The organism is Chitinophaga sancti, from assembly GCF_034424315.1.
GTDB lineage: Bacteria > Bacteroidota > Bacteroidia > Chitinophagales > Chitinophagaceae > Chitinophaga > Chitinophaga sancti.
Genome location: NZ_CP139972.1, coordinates 4283223 through 4309713, shown reverse-complemented (window position 1 = coordinate 4309713; position 26491 = coordinate 4283223). Strand labels below are relative to the sequence as shown.

The 26491-nt window shown below is 42.6% G+C and carries 22 protein-coding genes; 9 read left to right on the top strand and 13 right to left on the bottom strand.

Annotated features, from left to right (window positions below; translation table 11 throughout):
• Positions 1–2: 2 nt before the first annotated feature.
• Complete coding sequence (locus tag U0033_RS16485; protein ID WP_072359596.1) at positions 3–1283, top strand: ABC transporter permease; 1281 nt, start codon at positions 3–5, stop codon at positions 1281–1283.
• Between the two features lie 100 nt (positions 1284–1383).
• Here the strand turns inward: U0033_RS16485 and U0033_RS16480 are convergent, their stop codons facing one another.
• The 5 genes from U0033_RS16480 to U0033_RS16460 form a co-directional block, all read right to left on the bottom strand.
• Entirely contained in the window at positions 1384–2436 is a 1053-nt protein-coding gene (locus U0033_RS16480; protein WP_072359594.1) for a DUF4236 domain-containing protein, read from the bottom strand.
• A complete protein-coding gene (locus U0033_RS16475; RefSeq protein ID WP_072359593.1) occupies positions 2433–3410 on the bottom strand; it encodes a hypothetical protein in 978 nt (325 codons plus the stop codon). Before U0033_RS16475 ends, U0033_RS16480 begins: the two co-directional genes overlap by 4 nt.
• Positions 3403–5370 carry a phospholipase D-like domain-containing protein gene (locus U0033_RS16470; RefSeq protein WP_072359591.1) on the bottom strand — a complete coding sequence of 656 codons (1968 nt, stop codon included), beginning with the start codon at positions 5368–5370 and terminating at the stop codon, positions 3403–3405. The genes U0033_RS16475 and U0033_RS16470 overlap by 8 nt, the downstream gene beginning before the upstream one ends.
• A 594-nt stretch (positions 5371–5964) precedes the next feature.
• A complete protein-coding gene (locus tag U0033_RS16465) occupies positions 5965–6639 on the bottom strand; it encodes a response regulator (RefSeq protein WP_072359585.1) in 675 nt (224 codons plus the stop codon).
• Complete coding sequence (locus tag U0033_RS16460; protein ID WP_083571474.1) at positions 6636–8285, bottom strand: tetratricopeptide repeat-containing sensor histidine kinase; 1650 nt, start codon at positions 8283–8285, stop codon at positions 6636–6638. The genes U0033_RS16465 and U0033_RS16460 overlap by 4 nt, the downstream gene beginning before the upstream one ends.
• 678 nt (positions 8286–8963) lie before the next feature.
• Here U0033_RS16460 and U0033_RS16455 point away from each other — a divergent pair.
• Positions 8964–9794: a hypothetical protein gene (locus U0033_RS16455; RefSeq protein ID WP_072359583.1), complete on the top strand. Its 831-nt coding sequence runs from the start codon at positions 8964–8966 to the stop codon at positions 9792–9794.
• 277 nt (positions 9795–10071) lie between these two features.
• Here U0033_RS16455 and U0033_RS16450 read toward each other — a convergent pair whose 3' ends face one another.
• Together U0033_RS16450 and U0033_RS16445 are read right to left on the bottom strand one after the other, a co-directional pair.
• Positions 10072–11019 (bottom strand): NAD(P)H-dependent flavin oxidoreductase, encoded by a 948-nt coding sequence (locus U0033_RS16450; RefSeq protein WP_072359579.1) that lies wholly within the window; start codon positions 11017–11019, stop codon positions 10072–10074.
• Between the two features lie 173 nt (positions 11020–11192).
• Positions 11193–12185 carry a sugar phosphate nucleotidyltransferase gene (locus tag U0033_RS16445; protein WP_072359577.1) on the bottom strand — a complete coding sequence of 331 codons (993 nt, stop codon included), beginning with the start codon at positions 12183–12185 and terminating at the stop codon, positions 11193–11195.
• Positions 12186–12418: 233 nt separating this feature from the next.
• Here U0033_RS16445 and U0033_RS16440 point away from each other — a divergent pair, with 233 nt between their 5' ends.
• Positions 12419–13696 (top strand): serine hydroxymethyltransferase, encoded by a 1278-nt coding sequence (locus U0033_RS16440; RefSeq protein ID WP_072359575.1) that lies wholly within the window; start codon positions 12419–12421, stop codon positions 13694–13696.
• A gap of 60 nt (positions 13697–13756) precedes the next feature.
• Here U0033_RS16440 and U0033_RS16435 read toward each other — a convergent pair whose 3' ends face one another.
• Complete coding sequence (locus U0033_RS16435) at positions 13757–14800, bottom strand: hypothetical protein (RefSeq protein WP_072359573.1); 1044 nt, start codon at positions 14798–14800, stop codon at positions 13757–13759.
• A 182-nt stretch (positions 14801–14982) separates the two neighbouring features.
• Between U0033_RS16435 and U0033_RS16430 the strand changes: the two genes are divergently transcribed.
• Positions 14983–15279 carry a hypothetical protein gene (locus tag U0033_RS16430; RefSeq protein WP_143150678.1) on the top strand — a complete coding sequence of 99 codons (297 nt, stop codon included), beginning with the start codon at positions 14983–14985 and terminating at the stop codon, positions 15277–15279.
• 260 nt (positions 15280–15539) lie between these two features.
• On the opposite strand, the gene U0033_RS16425 is transcribed toward U0033_RS16430, so the two are convergent.
• The 3 genes from U0033_RS16425 to deoC are packed head-to-tail and all read right to left on the bottom strand — an operon-like array spanning position 15540 to position 17868.
• Positions 15540–16715: a M20 metallopeptidase family protein gene (locus U0033_RS16425; RefSeq protein ID WP_072359569.1), complete on the bottom strand. Its 1176-nt coding sequence runs from the start codon at positions 16713–16715 to the stop codon at positions 15540–15542.
• Positions 16699–17145, bottom strand: coding sequence for an SPOR domain-containing protein (locus U0033_RS16420; RefSeq protein ID WP_072359567.1), 447 nt, complete (start codon positions 17143–17145; stop codon positions 16699–16701). Before U0033_RS16420 ends, U0033_RS16425 begins: the two co-directional genes overlap by 17 nt.
• Positions 17146–17175: 30 nt before the next feature.
• Positions 17176–17868, bottom strand: a complete 693-nt coding sequence (gene deoC, locus U0033_RS16415; protein ID WP_072359565.1) for a deoxyribose-phosphate aldolase — start codon at positions 17866–17868, stop codon at positions 17176–17178.
• A 186-nt stretch (positions 17869–18054) separates the two neighbouring features.
• Between deoC and U0033_RS16410 the strand changes: the two genes are divergently transcribed.
• Together U0033_RS16410 and U0033_RS16405 are read left to right on the top strand one after the other, a co-directional pair.
• A complete protein-coding gene (locus U0033_RS16410; protein ID WP_072359563.1) occupies positions 18055–18255 on the top strand; it encodes a hypothetical protein in 201 nt (66 codons plus the stop codon).
• A 17-nt stretch (positions 18256–18272) separates the two neighbouring features.
• Positions 18273–18893, top strand: coding sequence for a hypothetical protein (locus U0033_RS16405; protein ID WP_326980832.1), 621 nt, complete (start codon positions 18273–18275; stop codon positions 18891–18893).
• A gap of 93 nt (positions 18894–18986) precedes the next feature.
• Here the strand turns inward: U0033_RS16405 and secA are convergent, their stop codons facing one another.
• Both secA and U0033_RS16395 read right to left on the bottom strand, forming a co-directional pair.
• Entirely contained in the window at positions 18987–22340 is a 3354-nt protein-coding gene (gene secA / locus U0033_RS16400) for a preprotein translocase subunit SecA (protein ID WP_072359558.1), read from the bottom strand.
• Positions 22341–22558: 218 nt separating this feature from the next.
• Positions 22559–23182 carry a DUF4253 domain-containing protein gene (locus U0033_RS16395; protein ID WP_072359556.1) on the bottom strand — a complete coding sequence of 208 codons (624 nt, stop codon included), beginning with the start codon at positions 23180–23182 and terminating at the stop codon, positions 22559–22561.
• A gap of 519 nt (positions 23183–23701) precedes the next feature.
• Between U0033_RS16395 and U0033_RS16390 the strand changes: the two genes are divergently transcribed.
• From U0033_RS16390 to U0033_RS16380, 3 genes are all read left to right on the top strand, one after another.
• A complete protein-coding gene (locus tag U0033_RS16390; RefSeq protein WP_072359554.1) occupies positions 23702–24865 on the top strand; it encodes a Gfo/Idh/MocA family protein in 1164 nt (387 codons plus the stop codon).
• A gap of 6 nt (positions 24866–24871) precedes the next feature.
• A complete protein-coding gene (locus U0033_RS16385; RefSeq protein WP_072359552.1) occupies positions 24872–25927 on the top strand; it encodes a sugar phosphate isomerase/epimerase family protein in 1056 nt (351 codons plus the stop codon).
• A gap of 104 nt (positions 25928–26031) precedes the next feature.
• Entirely contained in the window at positions 26032–26448 is a 417-nt protein-coding gene (locus U0033_RS16380; RefSeq protein WP_083571482.1) for a c-type cytochrome, read from the top strand.
• Positions 26449–26491: the final 43 nt, after the last annotated feature.

Sequence of the window (26491 nt, the reverse complement as noted above, 5' to 3'; positions counted from 1 at the left end):
CTATGAACAAAATCTGGCTCATCATCAAAAGAGAGTTCACTTTCCGCGTGCGCAAGCGGTCTTTTCTCGTTGTCACCCTGCTGGTGCCGATTTTCTTTGCAGCTATGATTGTAGTGCCGGTGCTGATAGCCACCAGTGCTAATGATGAACAGCGCATTGCGGTGATAGATGATAGTCATTTGTTTCTGAACAAACTGCCGGATGAGAAGGGGATCTATTTTAAGTTCCTGACAGAGACGGCTATTGATACGTTTAGTAAGCATTATGAAGAATATGGTTATTCCGGCGTGTTGTATATTCCCGCGATTGATATTGAGCGACCTTTGGGGATCACTTATTATAGTGGTGGTCAGCCGGGTTTAGGAGTGGAAGCGCACCTGAACAGGTACCTGAATAACCGGATTGAAGAGGTGCGGATGGAGAAGGCGCATATTGATATTTCGCAGATTAAGAGTTTTAAATCTGATATAAGTATTGATTTTAGGAATGGGAAGGAAGAGAAGAAGGGGAGTTCTGTGATTGCTTATGCAGTGGGGTATTCCAGCGGATTTATTATTTATATTATATTGATGTTCTTTGGAATGTCAGTGATGCGCGGGGTGATGGAAGAGAAGGTGAACCGGGTGGCAGAGGTGATGGTATCGAGTGTGAAACCTTTTCAGCTGATGATGGGAAAGATAGTGGGGATTGCTGGTGTGGGGCTGTTACAGTTTTCTATCTGGGTAGTGTTGATCAGTATGTTGCGTTTGTTGATTCCTTCTGAGATGATGAATAGTGCGGCGCAGAATAATGCGGGGGGGAATGCGGCCATGTTGGAAGCGGCCTCGCAGTTACGATATGTGGTGGATAGTATTAACTGGGGGTTGATTATTTCCTGTTTTGTGTTTTATTTTCTGGGTGGATATTTGTTTTATGCGGCGCTGTTTGCAGCGGTGGGGAGCTTGGTGAATGAAGATCCTACGGATGTGCAGGGATTGACTTTCCCGATTACGTTGCCGATCATTATTGGGATCATGGTGATGATTGCGGCGGTGCAGCATCCGAATAGCCAGATGGCGTTTTGGGGAAGTATCATTCCGTTTACGTCACCGATGGTGATGATGGCGAGGATACCTTATGGAGTGCCGGGTACGGTGCCGTATTGGCAACTAGGATTGTCGATGGTGTTGCTGATCATTGGGTTTCTGGCGACAACGTGGATGGCCGGGAAGATTTACAGGACGGGGATATTGATGTATGGGAAGAAGATTACGTGGAAAGAGGCGATTAAATGGATACGATAATAAATAAAAAAGCCGCTTCGTACGAAGCGGCTTTTTATGCAAAAATAAACACACCGTGATGAATCAACGGTGTGTTATCCTTATAGAACCCATCACAACACTAATGATATTCACTTATCTTATTCTGCAACTCCCCAATCCTCATCAAAAACACCGCAAACTCATCCATTCCACCTGTCTTTGACGTAGAAATCACCTCAAACATCCCTGTATCCGACCGAAACGTATACTGAGAATACGCACAAACCGGTAGCCGCCTGTTATTATTAAACCGCTTATCCGGCCCTCCGTTCCTGTTTACATACTGCCACGTATAATCCACCACATCCGCGTCTCCTGGCAGTATCTCCGATTCAATAAACCGGGTAGTATGAAAATTAATACTGAGATGCTTATAAAACACTGCTGCAAAAGTAGTCCCCCGTTTTATCAACAGCCGCTCAGGCAAAAAATAAAGCTCCATATTCCTGAGTGAAATACAGGGAATAGTCACGTTGGTAATAAAATATGGTATAGGAACTTTATTCTTGGACACACTGTTGATCCTACTCCTTTTAATCAAATTAGACGCCCCTGCATGGCGCTTTTGATCATTCGTGTGTTGTGTGTGATAATATTGCCAGATTTTCGAAGACCGGGAAAATGTATCAAAATGAGTGTTAAATTGTTGATAAACCTGTTGGAGCTTTTCATCCATATCGTAATGGAGTTCCATCTCAAACCGACGTTTATCTAACTTTTTTAACCAAAAGATAAAGGGGATAAACAGACCAATAATAATGAAGCATTCATATCCCCAATACGAGGTAGAAAAAAGGATAAATAGAACAATGCCTAATGGTAAAATGCCAAATACTTTTATATAAGAGAGCTGGCTTGATTTCTGATTCAACGCTTCGATAAAAGATTTGGAATCCGAATCTGTGAGTTGGTCTATATTTGCGGATATGATATTTTGTACTGTTGGCGTGGGATTAGGGCCGGATATCCGTTGCCGGTAATTGATACCATGTGCACTTAAATTCACAAATGTGCCTTTTGGACTGAAGTTAATCCGCGCGCCTTTTACGCCTACAGAATAACTGATACTTCGCTTGCTAAAGTTCATCCTGAAAGGGCCGCTGCTAATGGATTTTCTGTAATGCCAGCTCATAGTGATTTGATTGTAGGAATTCCAATAAATTTTAGAATGATGATTTCGGCTTCCGCTTTAGAACTGGCATAGGGGTGCAGTTCAAATCGTTTTACATTGGATTGCTGCAGCCAGTCGGTCCATAGGAGCTTTATGATCTCCATATCTGTGGGATGCACCGTCGCACAACCAGCTTTGGACAAAGAACGGTCATACAGCTCCATGACCAGGATCTCCAGATTTTTCAACAGTTCATTATTGACAGGTTTTATCTGAAATCTTTTATTTTTCCTGAGAAATTCCTGCATATCTTTTTCCCCGGAGGTATAAAACGCTTTGCGAAAATTGTTAATGGTGTTTTTACTGCAATCGAATCCTTTTCCAAAGATGCCCGCTTCAATGTATCCGTCAGTGGGTAATATGAGAATGTTCCGGTAAGTATTGGTATAGATGTCATTTTTATATTTGACAATACTTTCATTCGTCAATATTTTGTTCTCATCAATCCCCTGATTCAGATAGCTCCAGATATCGGCCCCCACATTGTCTTTGATCGCCTGATTATTGACCAGGGAATATTCTCCTGTCATTTCATTGATGTCCTTTTCCATTGACGGCTTGATTCCTGGTTTGGCAAAGATGTATTCAATCCGCTCCCGTTGAGTAGGAAATTTGCCAAAATTAATCAGTAGTTTTTCTGTATTTACCTGGTATTGTTTAATCAGCCCTTTATTAATAAAGTCTATCATAAGCCGGTCCTTTTGATTTTCCATTCTTTTGAACCGGAGGATGGAAGGGTAGAGATTATTGGTGATAATAGATAAAATATCTACATCATTCAGCGGCCGTTTATAAAGTTTAGGATCTACCCGGTTAGACATATCAGGAGCAAACAGGATATTGAAATGTGTGATGGTAAATGTTTTACCTGTTGGTGGGGTATAGGCAAGTATGGAGAGAAGTGCTGCCAGGGGGACTAAGTATGATTTATACATTATGACCGATTTTAACGCGGTGATCAATTCTATGGACGAATATTTTCGTTTCCTGCCATTCCGCAGCTACTTCTGCTGCCTGGGCTGTTTTGGTAGTGGCTTTAGCAATTGCATATTCCTGGTGCAGGAAATCGTTCCATCCTTCCAGGAATACATTGATCCTGTCTTTAAGCGCATCGACAGAAATAGGGAGGTTGTCTGATTGAATATGTATTGTATAAATAGTGGCTATTTTATCAATGTTTTCTAAGTCTTTGATCAGCTGATTCCTACTTTTTTGTAGGTTCTGGTTGAGTCTTACAGGTAATTCTTTTAGTTCAAGATCGGTGTGTTTTATATCTACTTTCAATTGTATAATCTCTATTTCAAGATTGGTGATACTCCCCTTTAACTGAAGTAATTTGTCTGCATTACCGGCCATTTCTTCACGAAGATGCTTGATTTTTAGCTGGTTCTTTTGAGCAATGGTATCCGGGCTACGTTCTTCAAAAGTGTGCATCATCTTTTTGAACACTACTTTGAATAATATTAACCCAAAAGCACCAAATACAAATACGAGATAAAAATTGGTATCAGAGAAGGCCATTCCCATTCGCCATTCGCCACGGATATTCCCAGTCAATATATTCATTTCATGAACGGCCTGCGCTACTTTATATGCGATGGCTCCGTCCAATACAATAATTCCAAAAAGAAAGCCCAGTACAGATGCCAGTGTTTTCCATTTAGCTTTCACAAACAGATCGATGATACCGAATGATACGGGGATGAAGACGAAAAGAAATATAAAGAGTACAGCCGTTTTAGTTTCCGCTACGGTATCAGTGATAGCGTCCGGATAGAAGATTTGTGGGGGCTCCATTGGTAAGCCCTGAGCTAATTTTTGTCTGGTATTGGATACACTGAATAATAATATATAAGCCGCCGATGAATAGAAAATAAAGAGATAGATCAATAGCGCCGTATTCAGGATTACTAAGGGAATGAACTCAAACCATTTGAATTTTGGCCTTACTGATTCCTGCTCCACCACTTTTATTTCACTTTTTAACTCCTCATTTTCTTTTTCTTTGACAGGCATCTTGTTCTCCCTGATATCATCAATGTTTTTATAGATAGTTTCCGTTTCTGATGACAACTTTACCGCCTTTATCTCCAGATTATTTTTCGTAATAACACTTTCCTTCTCCAGAAAATTGACATGTAATTCACATTCTTTTTCTAGGGCCTCTCTCTTCTTCTGCCGGTATTCTTCTATTTTTGATATCAATCGTTTTTTCTTGTCGTCAATGACATCAATATCATGAATGAACACGGAATACAAAGTATCAAATGCTTTATACAATACATGATGATCCCCGTTATTCGCACTACATCTTAGATATCCCTGTTCCCGTAATAATTTCCTGTCAAAACTCCCGATCTCCGCGGCGATCATTGAGTCCAGTACCTTTTCAAATTCGGCTCCCGCAGTTATGGGCTGTTGTTGTGGGGATGGAGCGGGTTTAGGTATTGGCGCAATGGTACCAGGTTTTGTTTTATTAAAATTCTCTATTAATCCGTCAATTGTCTCACGATGATTCGTACAAATAATACTTTCATGATTATTCTTTTTGGCATTGATTGTCCAGTTGTAAGAGCCATGTAATGCAATTTTTTGATCGATCACGCAGAATTTTTGATTCATGGTACCATAGCCATTGCCTTTTATTTTATATACAGCGGCTCCCTTAGCTACTAACTGGCTAAAGTCAAGCCTTTCATTATCGGAATTGTCGGCAATAATTATTTCAATAGAAACGCCTTGTTGCAGTTTATCAGACAGAATGCCGAATAGATGGTCATCTGTAAAATAGGCGGAGGCGACAAGGATTTCTGACTGCGCTCTCAATAATTCATACTGAATCTTTGAGTAAATTTCCTTGTTGTCGTTAAGAACTTGTTGTTCTACAGGTTCCATGGTAGGTTAAATTATATTATTTTGAATGTCGAAGTTCCCAGTGACAAAGAGTTCTGCCACTATTCTGGGCGTATTCCAGTGTTGTTCTGACAATCTGGTGTTTGCAATTGCTTAAACCCCTGCAATCCGGCGTAAGATGATATCTATAAGCATTTTTACTATCACAGATGTACACGGAGGTGTTATTAACACAATTGGATGTGTTAATGAGAAGTAATAGCAATAGAATCGGTTTCATTATTTAGGGCACCAGATTGCAGGGGGGATGTTTAGATGATTGTATGCCTAAGATTGCAGGAATTATTTCGTATTACATTCCTCTGAACAATGCTTGCAACCATCGGCATTCTCATAATCTTTTTGGGCTTTTTTTACAGCCTCTTTGCAAGAAGAATGTGAGCCCAGGTATTCACGGTTTTCAGGTGCAGGTAACCAGGAACAATCACTTTGGTGAACTTCGTGCGTGTTTTTGTTTACATAATAATCCATAATTGTAATAATTTATGAAACAAAATTAGACCCTTGAGATTCACTAACTTTACTGGAAACCGTATTTGATTATTTTTTCATTGAATTTGTGATGCCAGGACTTATTTATATAACCCCTATATCCTTACAATATGCGACTAGTTGCTCATTTTTAGAAAATCCCAATATGTCTTTAATATCTTTCAGCCGTTTTTCTATACTACTTAAACCGTATGGTTTAATCTGATATTGCTGAAGGTATTCCGGTATTTGATTTTGTCGTATGCCTTGTGCCAAAAGAGATATAATAGTTATGTCATATTGTGTGAAATCATGTGCATTCTTTTGCTTTACAACCTGCATGAGATGCCTGGGGAAATAAGTCTGATTTTGAGCAATACTTTCTATGGCCGATTTCAATTCCTTTGCATCATTTCTGGCTTTGCGAACATAACCATCAATTTTAAATTCTTTGAAGAGAATTTCAATTTTAGAAGGATTATTCTCCGCAGAAAATACCAGTATTCTTATATCCGGTTGGATCAAACGTGCTGCAGAAATCAATGCCATGCCTCCAGATAATTTTTGTGGACGGGAATCTTCCTCAAAGTATAAATCAGTAATCAGGAGGTCATATGATTGATGATGGGTAATTGCATTTTGCACCCGTACTAATGCATCATCACAATAGTAAACATAATCTGGCTGTAGTATTCCCATCTCTTCCAGCGTTTTTTGAACAGATATGTTCATGCTTTCGTGATCTTCAGCGATCAATACTTTGTTTATTTTTGTATTCATACGAATGGAAACGTAATCTGTATTTTAAGACCTTTTTTTGTGTTAGTAGCAAAAATAAGCTTGCCATTAATATTCTTTATACGGTTTTCCGTACTGGTCAAACCATTTCCCATTTTATAATCAGCTGGAAGGCCGACGCCATCATCTGTATACTGGATATTTATTTGATTATCCTGTTGTTCAAATTTGATCACCACATTGCTGGCCTGGCTATGCTTTTTCATGTTTATCATTAGCTCCTGCAGGATGTGTTTTGCCTCTATTTTAACAGTATTATTAAGTTGGCTCCATAGTTCTTTATAATTTCCTACAATGATAACCTTAACTTTATCCGTACTAAAAGCCATCAGTAATTGGGCTATTTCCGCCTGATAATCTTCAACTGCAGCTGGTTGTTCATAAGAAATATTCCGGGACTGCTCGTACATCGTTTCAATCTTATCAAGTAGTGCCTCCTTATCTATGGCTGACTGGTATTCAATCTCCGTCATCATGCGATAGAGGCCATTTGCCACCACATCATGTATTTTTTGAGATGTTTTCAACCGGTCCTTGCGGATGCGGTTTTCTGCTTCCAGCGCCAGTTGCTGCCTGCGTTTCAAATAGAGGAATATAATCAGCACAACTGCGCCAATCGCACTATAGATCATTACCCGTTGCTCGATGATCTGTAGCCTTTTATTAGCATTGTCTTTTTGTAGTCGCAGGTTTTCGGCTTTATTCTTTTCAGCATCATAGCGGATGAGTGCATATTGGTTTTTAGCCGTGTTTCGGGCGGTCTGGATACTATCACTTAAATATTGGTATCTGGCAAAGTAGGGTTTGATGTGTTGGGGTGGGCTGAGACGGATTAATTTCTGTAATGCCTGTACTTCATCATCCGGGCTATCAAGCTCCCTGGCCTTTGCATACATTTTATTGGCATATATCAATGCTGAGTCAGGGTGGGAGGAGGTATAATAATCTGACAAATGCGCATAGCTGGCATTTTGACCCCATGGGTCTTGAACTTCTGTCCTGATCTGCAAAGCGGTAGATAATTCCTGGGCAGCATTATAACTGGAATCCTTGAGCCATCTGACATTTGCCCTGTTAGATAATATCATGGCATAAGCCTTTCTGTCCGAGCCGGTTTTATGAATAATGGTATCATAAATAGCAATTGCCCCGCTGAAATTCTTCTGATCTTTGTACACAACAGCCTTATTATTCAGAAAGATCTGCTTAAAAACGTCGTCCTGGGCGTATTTTATGGCCAGGTCATAATAATTCAGGGCAGCATCATAATTTTTTAAACGCAAACTGGTACCTCCCAGTTCATTGTAATCAGATGATAGGCAGTAGAAATTACTTTCCTGCCGCTCATCCAGGTAGCGTAGCGAAAGGAGCAGATAATCCTGGCTACCAAAATAATCTCCGGCATCTGCCACTATCACGGCCATATTATTATATGAACTGGCAATGAGCAGGCTGTCCTTTGAACCGGAAACGATCTTATTGAAATAATAAAAAGCCGAATCACGCTGGTGACGGTACAAAAATGAATCAGCCTTGCTGTATTCAGCATTTTTTGTCACTACAGGAGGGGATACCTGCCTTTGGTTACATGCAAAAAGGCATGCGATGAGGATTAGAGGTGTCTTCAATGAGAGTTAAACTTTAATGTAGGGGTATCAGATTAAATAAAGATAGAGATTTTCCGGTATAACGTAAATTGGTGTATAGGAGAAAAAGTAAGGCAAGGATCAACCTTGCCTTACTTTAACTGTTATACTCATCTTGGGTGAGTGGGGGCATGAGGGGGAACGTGACCCGTTTCTCCGCCTGTATCCATGGTGCTCACCTGCTGCTGTGGACAATTATTTTGATTGTTAGTATTAGACTGGTTTGGACATACCAATGACCAAAGCAATGCTATAAACATTGAGAACATTGTGAAAAGTTTTAATCGGTTTGGAAATGGTGCGTCCGATTACCATGGCTAAGGCCTGGACCGCGTGAGAGGTAAGAAGCGCTTCTTACTTTTTTGGGAAGGAGTTTTGAGCATTGAAAGCGGAAGCTTTTAATCGCTTCCCAGTGCTGGTTATCAGATCCCGCTTTTGTTGCTCTGGGATGAATCAATCCTGGCCAGTAGACCGTTAGCTATTCGGTGTCGATTGATTCAAGGTAAAGGTAGGGTGGTGTAAGTGGTTGATTTGTATAGTGTTCTGATAATTCTAATCTTTCTGATGGGGGGAAGGAAAATCCGGAGGTATTCCTGTTATTCCGTTATGGTTTCCCGTAAAATTTCGATTATTCTGTAGTTTATCTTTATCCTATTTAATATGTTTATCGATTATCAATCAGCGGTTCTTAAAGACTACGAGAGAAAAAAGGCAGATAATGTCCTTTCTAATAGGCTAATACAGCCGACTTCTGCAGGTCTTAGGGATGAATGTTATGCTGTGTGTAAAGAGCGGCATACTATTAAGGATGAAAAAGTGTTGCGGGATTTTTTTGAAAAGCAGGAGAGTGCAAAGGATTATTTGATTGCGATCAATAATCATGAGGTGGACAAGTTTAAGCCACTTGCGAACTTTTTGAAAGGTCAGGTCAGGAGTACAAAACCTGTAAATATCGAATTGTTAGCGTGGTTAATAGATTTTAAACCACGACCCTGGGAGCATGGAAAAAATTACGATAATATTGAATTTGGGAAAGTGGAGGAAGAGATACAACCAACTGTAGCAGTTGAATCCATTAAGGGGATTGATATTCCACCTCTGCCTTATAAATCAGGAAAGATTAAGCCTGCTACATTATTACTAATTTTAATTTTAGTAGGTGCTTTTGGTTATATAATTTGGAGTATCATTTTTGTGCCTTATCATGAGCGCTGTATGTACTGGGCAGGAGATCATTATGTGCCGGTTTCCTGTAATCAGCAATTCAGAGATACAATAGCGATTGCTTATGATCCTCTAAAGATGGAGAATTTTAGAAGGATAACTACCCCAGATACGATTACCACGAATGCAATCGGCAGGGTATGGTATTATAAAGAAAATAATATTTTAGAGTATTATACAGCCGATGGTTATCATCCGGTGAAAAATTATAAAAAATTAAAACCTCTTACGGCATATATTATTTCCAAGTATATACATCCCAACTAATGTTTACTATTCAACAAATTCACTCCGCTCAAGGCAAAGTAAAATCAGGTGCAGGCTTCCCGGCGTATATTCAGGAGCTAAAGGTATTAATGTAGGAGATATACCAGAACTCATTTCATAAATAGGTTTTTATAATTGATAATCAATACTTAAATGGTAATTATGAAATGAGTTCTAATCAGAATTTATTCAAAGAAAATATTTTCTACAGATGAAGTTCTTATTCAAATGAAGAAAAGGCACGGTAGGAGAGTATTAGAAAAGCTTAAAAGAAATTCTACCAGGTAGAGTTTAGATACAGTTCCTTTTTTGTTGCCTGGAATTCGTTCCATATCTCAGCAACTACATCTGCCGCAGGCATGATTTTATCAATGATCGCACTCACTTGTCCTACTTCCAGTTCTCCTTCAGCCATATCTCCTTCAAACATTCCTTTTTTAGCGCGTCCTCTGCCTAAGAGGATTTTCAGTGATTCATTGTCCGCACCATTTTCTTCAGCAGCTTTTACATTGTTGAAGAATTCATTTTTCAGTAATCGCACTGGAGTCAATTTCTTCATGGAAAGGAGGGTATCACCTTCTTTTGCGGCAAGGATGGCTTGTTTAAAATGATCATGTGAAGAAGCCTCTGGCGTAGCTATGAAACGACTACCTATCTGTACGCCACTTGCACCAAGGGCGAAAGCCGCTGTCATGGCTCTGCCGGTGGCAATACCTCCGGCAGCGATCACGGGGATTTTTACCGCCTGGCATACGCTGGGAATTAATACCATGGTAGTGGTTTCTTCCCTGCCATTGTGTCCACCTGCTTCAAAACCTTCTGCTACGATCGCATCTACGCCGGCAGCTTCGCTTTTGAGTGCAAAGGCAGCGCTGGCCACTACATGGACAACCTTGATGCCTTCGGCTTTCAGGATGGAAGTCCATGTTTTTGGATTACCTGCGGAAGTGAATACGATAGGTACTTTGTTGGCAATGATGATTTTTATATGCTCTTCGATATTTGGGTAGAGCAAAGGAAGATTTACACCGAAAGGTTTAGCGGTTGCCTGCTTACATTTTGTGATGTGTTCCTGCAATACATCAGGGTACATACTACCTGCGCCGAGCAGCCCCAGGCCACCGGCATTGCTCACTGCACTGGCAAGGCGCCAGCCACTCGCCCAGATCATACCTGCTTGTATGATTGGGTATTCTATATTAAAGAGTTGAGATATACGGTTCATAACCGTAAATGTAAGGAGCTTAATTTAAACCGAATGTGATGAGGATCATATGAGAGCTATTTCCGAATTATTCGAAAAGTATTAAACTTAAGCGAAAGGCATCAAAATGTTGTGCGCTGTTTTAAGAACAATAACCTAAGCCGTGAAAAAATCTCCATAGCTTAATGAATGTTTCATCCCAGATCAATTTCTGTATTATCGCCGATATTCAAACTCTGGCTAAGTCCGCGAATATTTGCATCGCTACCGATCAGGGAAGATTTCAGCACCACTTCGTACAGGTTACTGTAAGAACCGATGATAGAGTCCTTGACGATAGAGTAATTGATCACCGTATTATCTCCGATCGCAACATTTGGTCCGATGATAGAATTCTTAATATTACATCCTTCGCCAATACTTACCGGAGGGATGATGATCGCATTCTCATATGGAAGGATCGGATTGGCGGGTACTTTATATTTACTGAGTAAGATAGCATTTGTTTCCAAAAGGGTTTCCTTGCGGCCGCAGTCGAACCAATTACTCACTTTGAAGGGGGTAAACTGTACACCATGTTCGATCATGCATTGCAGGGCATCTGTGAGCTGAAACTCATCGTGTGACCTTTTATGTTCTGTCATGTTCCTTTCCAGGCAATCATAGAGCTGGTCGGTTTCCTTAATTTTATAGATACCTACCAGGGCCAGGTTTGATTTCGGGATCTGTGGTTTTTCGACCACCCTCGCGATGTCTCCGGCATCATTGAGTTCGGCTACTCCAAAACTGCGGGGATCATCCACTTTTTTCAGGCCCAGTTGCGAGACAGGAGAGGCGATGAGTTCCCTGATATTACCTTCACAGATGGTATCACCGAGAACGATGAGTATTTCGTCGTCACCCACTACATTTTTAGTCAACAGGATGGCATGACCGGTACCTTCACGTAGATTTTGCTGTACGAAGTGACAGGTGAGGTGAGGATATTTCTTCTGCACATAATGTTGGATTTTCTCTCCCAGGTAACCGATGACGAAGACGAATTCGGTAATGCCTGCTTCCTCCAGCTGATCAATAATAATACTGAGGATTGTTTTGCCCGCGAGCGGGATTAACGCTTTAGGCTGAGTATATGTATGTGGACGTAGCTTGGTGCCAGCACCGGCTACAGGTATAATGGCCTTCATGTACCGCAGCGATTTGATTTTTTAGTCTACCGAGGGCGTGAAGGTAGAACAAAATTTATAAATAGAATAGTGGAAAAGCCCCTACACAGGGAGGAATGCATGGTATGTAATACGTAGGCAGTGGAATTAACTGTCATTATGAATTTTTATAGAAGAAAATTCTAGTAATTGTTAAAATTGAACTATTGACTATCCATAAAATCGATTAACTTTGTCGCAAATTTTCAATGTAAATGCAAAGAGATCAGCAAATATTTAATATCATCGGCCAGGAGCTGGAGCGTCAGCGTCATGGTATAGAATTGATTGCATCAGAGAACTTTACCAGCTTGCAGGTAATTCAGGCAATGGGTACTGTACTGACTAACAAATATGCAGAAGGTTATCCCGGACGTAGATATTATGGTGGCTGTGAAGTGGTGGATTTGAGTGAACAGCTGGCTATTGACAGGGCAAAAGAGATCTTTGGTGTTGAGTATGTAAACGTACAGCCGCACTCTGGTGCGCAGGCAAATGCTGCTGTATTGCTGGCGATCCTGAAACCAGGTGATAAGATCCTGGGTCTGGACCTGAGCATGGGTGGTCACCTGACACACGGTTCCCCGGTGAACTTCTCCGGTAAACTGTATCAGCCATTCTCTTATGGTGTGAACAAGGAAACTGGTCTGGTCGAGTATGACAAAATGGAAGAGATTGCGCTGAAAGAGAAACCACAGGTGATTATTTGTGGTGCTTCTGCTTACAGCCGTGACTGGGATTACAAACGTATCCGTGCGATCGCTGATCAGGTAGGTGCTTTTGTGATGGCAGATATTGCTCATCCTGCTGGTTTGATTGCGAAAGGATTGTTGAACTCTCCGTTTGAACATTGTCATTTTGTAACGACTACTACCCACAAAACACTGCGTGGACCTCGTGGTGGTATGATCATGCTGGGCAAAGATTTCGAAAATCCGTTTGGCCTGAAGACGCCGAAAGGTGAGATCCGTATGATGAGCAGCCTGATTGATACAGCGGTGTTCCCTGGTATTCAGGGTGGTCCGTTGGAGCATGTGATTGCTGCGAAGGCGGTTTCTTTCTTTGAGATCTTGTCTGACGATTATACAGTATATGCTAAGCAGATTATTAAGAATGCCCAGGCAATGTCTAAGGCATTGGTGGATAAGGGCTACCAGATTGTATCTGGCGGTACTGATAACCACTTGATGCTGATTGACCTGCGTAACAAGAATATTTCTGGTAAAAAGGCAGAGCAGGTGTTGGTGAAAGCGGATATTACTGTGAATAAGAATATGGTGCCGTTTGATGATAAGTCTGCATTTGTGACTTCTGGTATTCGTGTTGGTGTACCAGCGATTACTTCAAGAGGGATGACGGAAGCGCATATGGGCCAGGTGGTATCCTGGATTGATGAGTTGTTGATGGATGCGGATAATGAGGCAAAGATTGCGTCAGTGAGAGGTGCGGTGAATGATTTTATGAAGCAGTTCCCGCTGTATCCTGAGTTGTAGGTTGGATGTGAATTGAAATGTTTATAAAGCGAAAGCCGCCCGAACGGGCGGCTTTCGCTTTTATTCTTTCATTGATTTTGCAAAGTTCCGGATGTCTTCGTTGCGGATTTTTCTGAAGCCTACGATCGACTTCCCCATTTTAGGGATTAATGAGTAGCCCCATGCCTGAAACATTTCATCACTGATATCTGTGTGGCACAGCGGCATCCCATTAATAGGATCAATCACTACAGGAACATGCACTTCCATACTCGGGTTGTTTTTATCAAATGTAGAAAACACGCCTGCCGGTACATAGGCCATTACTGTTCCGGTAAAACCATCTTTTCTGAAAAGCCCCTCCAGATCTTCATAATTTACATACTTAATAGGATAGGGATAATCTGTTCCTGCCTTCCCTTTTTCAAAATCATCATCCAGCCAGTTGTTGCACAGGATCAATGTTCTGTCTTTCAGGTAGATCGCATTGTGCTTACTGGTAGACTGCATCATGGCTTTCGCTGCCTTATCGTCTACATGTTCTGAAAACACATAGGTGGATAGGCGGATGCCCACTGCCAGATCCAGGAAATCCGGAAAGCGTTCCGACATGTTCTGGATATAGAATGGCTTGGTTACATCATTTTCAATGAAGTACATGTTAATGACCGGCACACTCAAATCTTTCGAATCACTTTTCCACACCAGGTCAGATGTAAATGTTTGTGCAGATTTGGCATAATGACTTTTACTTGGTTTCACATGCAGCGATTGACAGTCCATTACAATGGTACTTCTGTCATTTTTCTTTCGCAGCTTTTCGACTTCTTTTTCTGTTCTCTGTTCAATTATAGCTGTGACTCCATCCACGTTCCAGAATTGTCTGACCACTTCAGGGAAATCCAGGTTTAACTGTTTAATGGCTTGCTTATACTCCTCTGCTTGTGCGTGGCTGTGGCGACGTAGTTGTTTTAGAATACTCTTATCAGGGACTTCTTTTACTACGATAATTTTCGTCCGTTTCTTCAATTTCTCCAGGTCTTTTGATTTTACGAACTGTGCGGAGGCCACAAATGCAGTTAACAGGAGGCTTAAACTAAGCAAGGCGGATATGGTACCTTTCATAGGGATTATTTTTAATTTAAACCACGTTGGCAAATATAATTTATTAAAAATTCTTAATGTGTAGAAAAGTCGCTACAAATATTTTTTTAACAATTTAGGGGAGGGGTTGTGGGTAGAGGAAAGATATCACCGTTTATTGTCAGTCTGTTCAATACATCAGATTAGCGAAAGATAGTTTGAAGGTGGATATTATTGCCTTAAAACAACCGTCATTGGAAGTGGTTGCTGCTAATAACTGTTGTGTGGAAATGTCAGCATTGGAAATTGACAATTTTACTTATAATGGAGGACAACAGAATAAAATAGTGACCCGTAACATGGGAAATTTCGACAATATGAATGTGCAGTTAGGAATGTATGGAAGTGTTTATCTACAGGATGTAACGCTGAGGAATTTCAGTATTAAAGCAGATAGTATGATAGGATTGAGGTTAGATGAAATTGCTATGTTAAAACTAGTGCAATTTAAAAGAAACTAAGATTTGATTTTGATATAAATAAAGCCATGTTGATAGGGGCTGACTGTGGCTTATTTACAAGACCACTCTTTTTAGTTTGCATATGGCTTCCTATAGAGAATAATACAAGAATTTGCAGCTTGCATAGCAATGTCTGCTAAGAGAAGATTGTTTTTATAGGTAAAATAAAAGCTGGCCTAAAAAGACCAGCCTAAAAGTTTTTTTTACTTTTTTTCTCGGGGCTTGTTTTTCAACATAGAAGTCAGCCCCTCCATATTTTATCAGATTTGTGTAGCAAGATAAGCCATTGTACCTATGCCTGTTTCAATGGCACGTTCATCGATATCAAATGTAGGTGTGTGTACACCGGAGGTAATACCTTTTGCAACGTTACCTGTTCCTAAGCGGAAGAAACAAGCGGGGATAATCTGGCTATAAAAAGCGAAGTCCTCAGCTCCCATTCTCACTTCAGTATCCTGTACATGTTCCTGTCCAAGATATTCTCCTGCCAGTGTTCTGGAGCGTTCTGTCACTTCTTCATTGTTATACAGGCAGGGGTAACCTACCAGTATATCAATTTCGATCTCAGCTCCCATGGCGTGTGCTAATTCAGTTGCCTGTTTTTTGATGATCTCATGGGCCTTAAAGCGCCAGGTTTCATCCATAGCCCTGAATGTGCCCATCAGTTTCACTTCGCTGGGAATTACATTGGTGGTGTAACCGCCATTGAATGCGCAGATACTGAGAACGGACGGAGAGAAAGGATTATTGTTACGGCTGATCACCTGTTGTAAGCTTACGACCAGGTGCGATGCCACGAGAATAATATCTGTAGTGAGGTGAGGTTGGGCAGCGTGACCGCCTTTGCCTTTGATATTGATATAAATCTCATCGGCGCTTGCCATGTACTGACCTGCACGAAAACCCAGTAAACCGGCTTCCATAGAAGGTTGTACGTGCATACCGAGAATTGCATCGGGGCGTGGGTTTTCCAGTGCTCCATCTTTGATCATGAGACTTGCTCCGCCAGGATGTTTTTCTTCTCCGGGCTGGAAGAGGATCTTGATGGTGCCTTCGAATTCATCTTTCAGCTCCTGGAGAATGCGGGTAGCGCCCAGTACGCAGGTGGTATGTACATCATGCCCACAGGCGTGCATAATACCGGAATTCAATGATTTATAAGGTACATCGTTTGCTTCGGTAATGGGGAGGGCATCGATATCGGCACGGAGTGCGATGACTTTTTTTGCAGGATTTTTTCCTTCGATGATCGCAACAATACCGGTGCCGGCTATACCGGCAGTATATTTTACCCCGAAAGTATCCAGTTGTTGCTGAATGTACTTTGACGTCTCGAATTCCTGGAAGGACAGTTCGGGATTTGCGTGAATATGTCTTCTGATAGCAATGAACTCAGGCGCGTATTTGTGCGCGAGTTCCTTAATACGATTCTTCATTCCCTGCTTCTTTCTCTGGTTGTACATTAATAGTGGCTGGCACTACGAATACGCCGCCAGTGAAGCTGGAAGATAATTTATCTCTCAGGTCGGCAGCTTCATCCCTGTTTTTGAAATCACCTACGCGTACCTTGAAATAAGGCGCCTGGTAATCCAGGTAAGTACGGAAGTCAGGGTAGAGTTGCATCACCTTCGCTTTCATGTCGGTCGCTTCATTTCTTTTGTTGGTAGAAATGACCTGTACCCTAAAACCTGGTTGGTTACGGATAGCGAGGGTATTGATATAGATCTGTTTTTTGATCAGCAGGTCGAGCCGGCTGTCTTTTACCACTTTCACACCGCCTGTATTGGCAGTGGCCAGGGTATTGTCCTGAGCAGAAGCAAGAGTTCCGATCAGTAATCCGGATAATAATATGAATATGTGTTTCATGTTCAGTTGTTTAGAGGATTGGGGTGATGGTTAATATGCGCCTGTGGCACCAGTAGTAGCCTCCCCTTTAGCCTCTTTCATGAGTGCTACGCCGCTGGAAGTTCCCAACCTGGTAGCGCCGGCAGCGATGAGCTCCTGGGCGAAGGTAAATGTACGAACTCCGCCTGAAGCTTTTATCTGAATATTTTGTGGCAGATGGGCCCGCATCAGTTTTACAGCTTCCACGGAGGCGCCTTTTTCGGCGTACCCGGTGGATGTTTTAACATAGTCTACGCCGTATTTAGCATATATCTCGCAGCACTTAATGATCTCTTCTTCCAATAATATGCCACTTTCTATGATCACTTTCAGGACCACCTTTTTAGGTTGGTTGCGGATCACGGCCATGATATTATTGATTTCTTTTTCTATGTAGTCCCAGTCTTTGTTGCGGATGGCGAGGAGGTTGGCAACCATGTCGACTTCGTCGGCTTCGTCAACGATGGCGAGGACGAGTTCGGCTAGTTTGGCTTCGATGGCCGAGTAGCCGAAGGGGAAGCCGATGACGGTGGCTACTTTTGTAGAGGTGCTGCTGGTGAAGGTTTTGGCTACCTTGACGAAGGGAGGGGGAACGCATACTGCGGCGAAGTCGTATTCAACGGCTTCCATGCAGAGGTTTTTGATGTCTTCGAGGGTGGTGGTAGGTTTGAGGACCGTGTGGTCGATGTATTTGTTCAGCTGCATAGTGAAGTGGTTTTCGGGTGCGAAGGTAGGGAAAATTGTAGGATTGTCAGGAATGAACGGGAATGGTTAAAGTGAGAAAAAGTTTATGCAGAATGAACAAAAATGGATTAGGGAAAGCTAGGCTGGGAGGGGGATAGAGGTTATTTTTGTGGGGTAAATTATTATTCACAATTAAAACAAAATGTTATGATGAGTATTTTTCATCCGGATTTCCAGCTTTGGAGAATAGATGAGGATTTAAGATTAGGTCGGGAAAGATTTAAAAACTTTACACCCGAGGAAAGGATAAAGTATTTCCACCGCTTGGGATGGACTGACGAAAATGGGGTAGTTACTCCTGAGTTTGAACCAATAGGTCGTTATCTGAAATCTTTAAAAAAACAATAGATTCTTTTATGTACGAAATGAAAAACCAGCTGATATTGGGTTTCCATGGATGTGATGAGGAAACCTGTCAGAAATTAATTAATTCTCCCAAAGAGTTCCATTTTAATAAAAATCCTTACGATTGGCTCGGCCACGGAATGTATTTCTGGGAAAATGATCTAAATAGAGCCTGGAAATGGGCCCTGGAAAGGCATCGACAAGGAAAAATTAAACAACCGGCAGTGGTGGGAGCTTACATTGCCGCCGGTAATTGTTGTGATTTTCTGAATATAAAACACACCAAAAGGTTAGTAGGGTATTATGAGGAAATGATAGCGGAACATGGTATCATGTTTTATAACGAAGATGTTAAATCAGATCCTTATAAGGACAAACTGCTAAGAAAATTAGATTGTGCAGTAATTGAATATATGCACAAGAGAATGAGCATGAGTCGGGAACTTGAACGACAAAAGTTGGGCTTCGAACTTACTGCCAGCTTCGACACCGTTCGAAATGCCTTTCTTGAAGGCGCTTCTGCTTTTCCTGGTTCAGCAATAAAACTAAAAACCCATATCCAGATCTGCGTTCGTAACCCCCATAATATCCTCGCTTTTTTCCGTCCTCGCCTCAAACCTGCTCTTGATCTTGCTGCGTAATCCCTTTTAAACCAGCTTGCGAAATCCTTTTTTATATAAAAAACAAAGGGTGCCTCCGCTGAGACACCCTTTACTATTTTCATCAGGTCAGGACTACAAATCCTTCCCATGACAATTCTTAAACTTCTTTCCACTACCACAAGGGCAAGGATCATTTCTCCCAACCTTAGGCCCCACCTTCACCGGATCCTGCTTCACCGGCTCCGCATTTGTAGCATACTCCTGCGCCTCATGGCCATTCGTCGTCTCAAAATCCTGATGTGTTGCCCTCAGCTTGCTCATATCAGTACGCGGCTGCTGCTCTCTGGCCTCCCTGATCTGTGCCTGCTGACGCTGTTGTTGTTGCTGCTGTTGCTGTTGTGCACGTCCATCTTCCTGTACCGGAATTCCACATTTACACAGGAAAGATACGATCTCCTTACTTGTCTCCGCAGTCACCTCTTTGAAGAGATTGAAAGCCTCGAACTTGTAAATTAACAGTGGATCTTTCTGTTCCCACACCGCACTCTGTACAGATTGTTTCAGGTCATCCATTGCACGCAGGTGCTCTTTCCACGCATCATCAATCAGTGACAGGGTGATGTTACGCTCCAGGGAATTGATGGTTTCGTAACCATTGGTGTCTACCACTTTCTGCAGGTTAGCCAGTACATTCACACCTCTCTTGCCATCAGTAAATGGAATAGAGATATTCTCAATATGGTGACCCTGCTCTTCGTAGATCTGCTTGATGACTGGCAGTGTATTCTGCGCAACATCCTGCACTTTACGATGGTAGTTCTCTTTTGCTGCTTGATACAGTTTAGATGCCAGTGCATTAACATCACCCTTGGTCAGTTCTTCCTGGGTAACATCCACATCGATCGCGAAATTGAGGATCGCATCCAGTTTCAGTGCTTCCAGGTCACCGGTTTCCCTGTGTGTATTTGCAATGCTTTCTGCTACATCATAGAATGAGTTGTCGATATCGATCGCCAGGCGTTCGCCAAACAAGGCGTGATTACGTTTAGCGTAGATCACTGTACGTTGTTTGTTCATCACGTCATCGTATTCCAGCAAACGCTTACGGATACCGAAGTTATTTTCTTCTACTTTCTTCTGTGCTCTTTCGATGGAACGGGTGATCATGCTATGCTGGATCACTTCTCCTTCTTTATAGCCCATACGGTCCATCAGACCTGCGATACGATCAGAACCGAACATACGCATCAGGTCATCTTCCAGGGATACAAAGAACTGAGAGGTACCGGGATCTCCCTGACGACCGGCACGACCACGCAACTGGCGGTCTACACGACGGCTTTCATGGCGTTCTGTACCAATGATGGCCAGACCACCTGCATCTTTCACACCAGGTCCGAGCTTGATATCCGTACCACGACCTGCCATGTTGGTAGCGATGGTCACAGCACCTTTCAGCCCCGCTTCTGCTACGATCTGTGCTTCACGTGCGTGTTGTTTTGCGTTCAATACATTGTGAGGCACTTTATCGAGTGTCAGCAACTTGCTCAGTAACTCAGACACCTCTACGGAGGTAGTACCTACCAGTACCGGGCGTCCTTCTGCCTGCAGTTTCTTCACTTCGTCGATTACGGCCCTGTATTTGTCACGCTTTGTTTTATATACTAAGTCCTCATTATCCTTACGGGTAATAGGGAGGTTAGTTGGAATGGTAACAACATCCAGTTTGTAGATTTCCCAGAACTCACCCGCTTCTGTCACCGCTGTACCGGTCATACCAGCCAGCTTGTGATACATACGGAAGTAGTTCTGCAGGGTTACTGTTGCGAATGTTTGCGTAGCAGCTTCCACTTTTACGTTTTCTTTCGCTTCAATTGCCTGGTGTAAACCATCGGAATAACGACGGCCATCCAGGATACGACCTGTTTGTTCATCTACGATCTTCACTTTTTCATCCATTACCACATACTCTACATCTTTATCGAAGAGGGTATATGCTTTCAGCAATTGCTGAACGGAGTGGATACGATCAGATTTCTGTGCGAAGTCCTGCAGGAGGGCATCTTTACGGTGCAGTTTTTCATCAGCGCTCAGTTCCAGCTTTTCGATCTCAGCGATCTCAGAGCCTACGTCAGGCATGATGAAGAAGTTTGGATCTTCACCGGATTGTGTGATCAGGTGAATACCTTTATCTGTCAGGTCTACGGTATTATTTTTTTCATCGATGCTGAAGTACAGTTCCTCATCAACCTTTGGCATTTCGCGCTGTTGGTCGGCGAGGTAATAGTTCTCCGCTTTCTGTAAGTATACTTTGATACCTGGTTCGCTCAGGTATTTGATCAGCGCACCGCTTTTTGGTAAACCGCGCCATGCACGCATCAGGGCGAGACCACCTGTTTTGGGGTCATCTTTACCTTCAGCGATCAGTTTTTTAGCTTCGATCAGGAACTGGTTAGTTGCCTGGCGTTGCGCATTGATCAGACGTTCGATGCGAGGTTTTAATGTATGGAACTCCTGTTCTTCTCCACGGGGGATAGGGCCGGAGATGATGAGAGGGGTACGGGCGTCATCCACCAATACGCTATCCACTTCATCCACCATGGCAAAGTGGTGCTTACGTTGCACCATTTCGTCTGGTGTATGCACCATGTTATCACGGAGGTAGTCAAAACCAAATTCATTGTTGGTACCATAGGTAATGTCAGCCAGGTAAGCTGCACGACGTTCAGCGGTATTAGGCTGGTGCTTGTCGATACAATCTACGGTGATACCCAGGAATTCGAAGAGAGGACCATTCCACTCAGAGTCACGACGAGCGAGGTAATCGTTCACTGTTACAATGTGAACACCTTCGCCAGCCAATGCATTCAGGTAAGCAGGCAGGGTAGATACGAGGGTTTTACCTTCACCTGTTGCCATTTCGGAGATCTTACCTTCGTGGAGTACGATACCACCTATGAGCTGTACATCATAATGTACCATGTTCCAGGTTACCTGGCTACCAGCAGCAGTCCATGTATTTTTCCACGTCACATTGTCACCTTCAATGCTCAGGTAATCTTTTCTTACTGCCAGTTCTCTGTCCAGCTGAGTAGCTGTGGCAGTAATGGTTGGATTATTGGTGAGGCGATAAGCAGCCGCTTTTACAGTTGCAAATGCTTCAGGCAATATTTCCTTCAGTATTTCTTCAATTTGTTTATCTCTGTCTTTCTTCAGCTTGTCCACTTCCTGATAGATGGTATCTTTTACAGTTACCTCTTCAGTCTGTTCAGCCTCAGTCTGTTTCTCAGCAATTACACCGTCAATCTTCGACAAATGGGCTTTGATCCGTTGGCGAAAATCCTGCGTTTTGTTACGCAGCTGGTCTACAGGCAGGGATTGCAGTTTTTCATACTCCTCGTTGATCTTTTTCACCACAGGCATGATCGTGTTGATATCTCGCTCCGATTTATGCCCGCCAAAAAGTTTTGTTAAAAAACCTAACATGTCTAGTTTATTACGAATGATTGTTAAAATAGTTGTAGGGCCATAGGATGCCTATGCTCCATTTTCCGTTTCCTTACCCAAATATTATGCTTGGAAAGCGACCGGTGACAAGGTGTCAGCTATCCGGGTTTCCGGCAAGGCCCGTAAAATTAGGAATTATTTGCACATAGTTATGCTGTAATGCCGTAGGATGACAGTTAAACCGGAAAAAATAAATTTTAATCCCACCAGAGATACAAAGTTTTCGAGTCTTTCAGCTCCTGGACCAGATCTTCCACATTTCCAACGCCTTCCTCCGCAATATCCGGGCAAAAAGCATGGACCTCCCTGGCAAATGAATCGAGTTCTGCCGCAGGAATATGGGCGATGCGGGCTTCGAACCAATCGCTGCCTGCGCCGAGAATTTCAAGCGAATAACGATTATGCCAATCATGCAGTCTGATCAGCAGGCTGTCATTAGAAATGTCATAATTAGGCGCAGCGGTGCATTTTAATTGAATGATGTCAAACTGATCTTTGGATTTGATCAATGCATACTGGTCAGGCAGATTGCCGTAGTTTTCTTCGGATTTAAAGAGGAAATAGCCCGCTGCCAGCAGCTTTTTACGGATCCGCTCATATTTTTCCGCTTTTGGATGATATTCAAACTCCAGCCCGGCATTTTCTCCCAGCATATGAAAGGGTGCTGTAGTGAGGGTTCGGATATCGGATATAGCGCTTCGCTCAATATGCAGGGAATCAGCTAAAATACGATCCTGTTCACTGATAGGTACCTCTTTTCCTATGTAGGTGCAGGAAAAGAGAAGGGTGACAGCCGCAAAGGATAACAGAACTTTGCTCATAGGTATTAATATATAGTTCTCAATGTACAAAAATGAGTATAAATAATCAATTCCTTCATTTGTATACGTTTGGTTCTAATAGATTCATGTGTATAAAGTACACTTTAAAAAAAAGACTTTATTAACGACCGTTTAACACCTTCATTTGTTTCAACAGTCTACCTTTACAGTATTAGGGTTTTCATAGGATAGTAAAACAAGAGCCGGATAGTCTTATCAGGCTCTTCCTTTTTATATAGATTGTTGTTTATAAGCCAATTATATTCTTTCTACTTGCATTTTTTCCGCACTTATACTATAATATTTTTTTATTACAAAACAACTTCGGCATCATTAGAAATTTGCCTATTTCCGGCAAAAGAGAAATTTCATGACGAAATTTCCCGGGAGTTTTCTACATTTAAAAGCTGTGGAGTAATGACGTTATGAGATAAAAACACGTGCACAAAGCACCCGTTTCATGCTGCGGGCTGCAAAAAACAATTCAAACCTATCATAAAGAAAAAAAAGTTATTGCAAATGAACCGTAAGTTACGAATGGGTATGATTGGGGGCGGAAAGAATGCCTTCATCGGTGCTATTCATAGAATCGCTGCGAATATGGATGGTCTGATTGAACTAAAAGCAGGTGCATTCAGTTCTGACCCGGAAATCTCCAAAGCCTCCGGCGAAATGTTGTTCCTTCACCCCGACAGGACTTATCCTGACTACAAAACGATGCTGGAAGCAGAAGCAAATAAGCCGGCAGATGAAAAACTGGATTTTATTGCGATTGTTACACCCAACCATGTGCACTTTGAACCAGCGATGCTCGCGCTGGAAAAAGGTTTCCATGTAGCGATTGACAAGCCCATCACATTTACCCTCGAAGAAGCCAAACAACTAAAAGCAAAGGTAGATGCCACAGGCCTCTCCTTATTACTCACCCATACTTACACTGGTTACCCTATGGTAAAGCAGGCTAAGCAAATGGTGAAAGATGGTGTATTTGGCAAGATCAGAAAGGTATATGTTGAATATCCACAGGGTTGGCTGAGCACTTTCTCTGAAAAAGATAGCAAAGGAGCTGCCTGGCGTACAGACCCCAGCCGTTCAGGAAAAGCAGGCTGCATGGGCGATATCGGTACACACGCTGCCAATCTGGCTGAATATATCAGTGGGCTGAAAATCGACAAACTGTGTGCAGATCTCAATATTGTAGTACCAGGTCGTGCTTTGGATGATGATGGTGGGGTATTGCTGAAATTTGATAATGGTGCATCTGGTGTGCTCATTGCCTCCCAGGTGGCTGCCGGTGAAGAAAATAATCTGACCATCAGGGTTTATGGTGAAAAAGGTGGTATTGAATGGCACCAGATGGAACCTAATACCCTACTTGTAAAATGGCTGGATAAACCGGCTGAAATTTATCGCGCAGGCAATAACTACGGTGGTTTACAAAGTAGTTATGCTATCCACAATACCCGCACTCCCGGCGGGCATCCGGAGGGTTACCTGGAAGCATTCGGGAACCTGTATCGCAACTTCGCACTCACGTTACAGGCTAAACTGAAAGGTGAAACGCCTGCTCCTGAGGCACTTGATTTTCCTGGTGCAGATGATGGCGTAAGAGGGATGGCCTTCATAGAAAACGTCGTTAAATCGGGACATAGCAACGAAAAATGGACAAAATTTGAAATCTAACCTATTATGAAAACTATCAAAGGACCGGGCATATTTCTGGCGCAGTTCCTAGGTGATACTGCCCCTTTCAATACATTGGATAACATCTGTAAATGGGCTGCCGGCTTAGGTTTTAAAGGCGTGCAGATCCCTACTTCAGATCCAAATATCTTCGATTTGCAAAAAGCTGCTGAAAGCAAAACTTATGCGGATGAGATCAAAGGTTTAGTACAATCTGCAGGGCTGGAAATTACTGAACTCTCTACACATTTACAGGGGCAACTGGTTGCCGTACATCCTGCATTCAGTGACCTGTTCGATGGTTTTGCACCTGCTGAGAAAAGAGGTAACCCTGCTGCACGCACGGAATGGGCGATTCAGCAATTGAAATACGCTGCAAAAGCAAGCCGTAACCTGGGCCTGGATGCACACGCTACTTTCAGTGGTGCATTGCTCTGGCATACGGTATATCCATGGCCACAGCGTCCTGCAGGCCTGGTTGAAACAGGTTTCCAGGAACTGGCTAAGCGATGGCTGCCGATCCTCAATGAGTTTGAAGAAAATGGCGTAGACCTCTGTTATGAAATTCATCCTGGTGAAGATCTCCATGATGGTGCTACCTACGAGCGTTTCCTGGAGGCTACCGGCAACCATACACGTGCTTGCCTGCTCTACGATCCAAGCCATTTTGTATTACAATGCCTGGATTACCTGGAGTACATAGATATTTACCACGAGCGGATCAAAATGTTCCATGTAAAAGATGCTGAATTCAATCCTACGGGCCGTTCCGGAGTATATGGCGGTTACCAGGGTTGGGTAGATCGCCCGGGCAGATTCCGTTCTCTGGGAGATGGCCAGGTTGATTTTAAAGCTGTATTCAGCAAACTGACGCAATATGATTTCTCAGGCTGGGCTGTGATGGAATGGGAGTGCTGTCTGAAGCATCCGGAAGATGGTGCGAGAGAAGGTGCGCCGTTCATCAAAGATCACATTATCCGTGTGACAGAAAAGGCGTTTGACGATTTTGCCAGTGCTGGAGCGGACGAAAGCCTGAACCGGAAAGTACTCGGCCTGGAGTAAAGGGCATTTCATCATAATTATAGCAATTTAACTATAAGGTTACTTATATTACACAATCTGTATTTGTCATAATCTGAAATAGGACTTATAAAATGGAATCTAAAATGAGAATGCGTTATCTGGCACCATTCGTATTAAGTGCATTTTTTCTTGCCTCATGTGGTGGCAGCGATAACAGCAGCGAAAAAAAAGACACATCAACAAGCAGCAGCAACGAAGCGCCTGTTGATAACTCCATGGTAAAAGAAGGTGCGGCAGATGCTGCAGCTTCAAAAGGTTTGGCCCTGATCTCGAAATCGGATTGCCTTACCTGCCATAAAGTAGACATGAAAGTGGTAGGACCTGCTTACAAAGAAGTAGCAGCGAAATATGCCGCCACTGATGCTAACATTACTATGCTGGCAGACAAGATCATTGCTGGTGGTAGCGGTCATTGGGGTGAAGTTCCAATGCTGGCACACCCTAATGTAACCAAGGACGACGCCACTGAAATGGTGAAGTACATTCTGTCTTTAAAGTAGTTTAGATAATTATCCGTAGCGGATTACGGGTAGAATAAATTTA

Excerpts from the sequence above, each read along its gene's own strand:
- U0033_RS16445 (WP_072359577.1), bottom strand. The coding sequence starts at position 12,185 with ATGAAGGCCATTATACCTGTAGCCGGTGCTGGCACCAAGCTACGTCCA.
- U0033_RS16465 (WP_072359585.1), bottom strand. The coding sequence starts at position 6,639 with ATGAATACAAAAATAAACAAAGTATTGATCGCTGAAGATCACGAAAGC.
- U0033_RS16470 (WP_072359591.1), bottom strand. The coding sequence starts at position 5,370 with ATGGAACCTGTAGAACAACAAGTTCTTAACGACAACAAGGAAATTTAC.
- U0033_RS16440 (WP_072359575.1), top strand. The coding sequence starts at position 12,419 with ATGCAAAGAGATCAGCAAATATTTAATATCATCGGCCAGGAGCTGGAG.
- U0033_RS16455 (WP_072359583.1), top strand. The coding sequence starts at position 8,964 with ATGTTTATCGATTATCAATCAGCGGTTCTTAAAGACTACGAGAGAAAA.
- U0033_RS16475 (WP_072359593.1), bottom strand. The coding sequence starts at position 3,410 with ATGTATAAATCATACTTAGTCCCCCTGGCAGCACTTCTCTCCATACTT.
- U0033_RS16385 (WP_072359552.1), top strand. The coding sequence starts at position 24,872 with ATGAAAACTATCAAAGGACCGGGCATATTTCTGGCGCAGTTCCTAGGT.
- U0033_RS16390 (WP_072359554.1), top strand. The coding sequence starts at position 23,702 with ATGAACCGTAAGTTACGAATGGGTATGATTGGGGGCGGAAAGAATGCC.
- U0033_RS16395 (WP_072359556.1), bottom strand. The coding sequence starts at position 23,182 with ATGAGCAAAGTTCTGTTATCCTTTGCGGCTGTCACCCTTCTCTTTTCC.
- U0033_RS16450 (WP_072359579.1), bottom strand. The coding sequence starts at position 11,019 with ATGAACCGTATATCTCAACTCTTTAATATAGAATACCCAATCATACAA.
- deoC (WP_072359565.1), bottom strand. The coding sequence starts at position 17,868 with ATGCAGCTGAACAAATACATCGACCACACGGTCCTCAAACCTACCACC.
- U0033_RS16485 (WP_072359596.1), top strand. The coding sequence starts at position 3 with ATGAACAAAATCTGGCTCATCATCAAAAGAGAGTTCACTTTCCGCGTG.
- U0033_RS16420 (WP_072359567.1), bottom strand. The coding sequence starts at position 17,145 with ATGAAACACATATTCATATTATTATCCGGATTACTGATCGGAACTCTT.
- secA (WP_072359558.1), bottom strand. The coding sequence starts at position 22,340 with ATGTTAGGTTTTTTAACAAAACTTTTTGGCGGGCATAAATCGGAGCGA.
- U0033_RS16410 (WP_072359563.1), top strand. The coding sequence starts at position 18,055 with ATGATGAGTATTTTTCATCCGGATTTCCAGCTTTGGAGAATAGATGAG.
- U0033_RS16425 (WP_072359569.1), bottom strand. The coding sequence starts at position 16,715 with ATGAAGAATCGTATTAAGGAACTCGCGCACAAATACGCGCCTGAGTTC.
- U0033_RS16380 (WP_083571482.1), top strand. The coding sequence starts at position 26,032 with ATGAGAATGCGTTATCTGGCACCATTCGTATTAAGTGCATTTTTTCTT.
- U0033_RS16480 (WP_072359594.1), bottom strand. The coding sequence starts at position 2,436 with ATGAGCTGGCATTACAGAAAATCCATTAGCAGCGGCCCTTTCAGGATG.
- U0033_RS16405 (WP_326980832.1), top strand. The coding sequence starts at position 18,273 with ATGAAAAACCAGCTGATATTGGGTTTCCATGGATGTGATGAGGAAACC.
- U0033_RS16435 (WP_072359573.1), bottom strand. The coding sequence starts at position 14,800 with ATGAAAGGTACCATATCCGCCTTGCTTAGTTTAAGCCTCCTGTTAACT.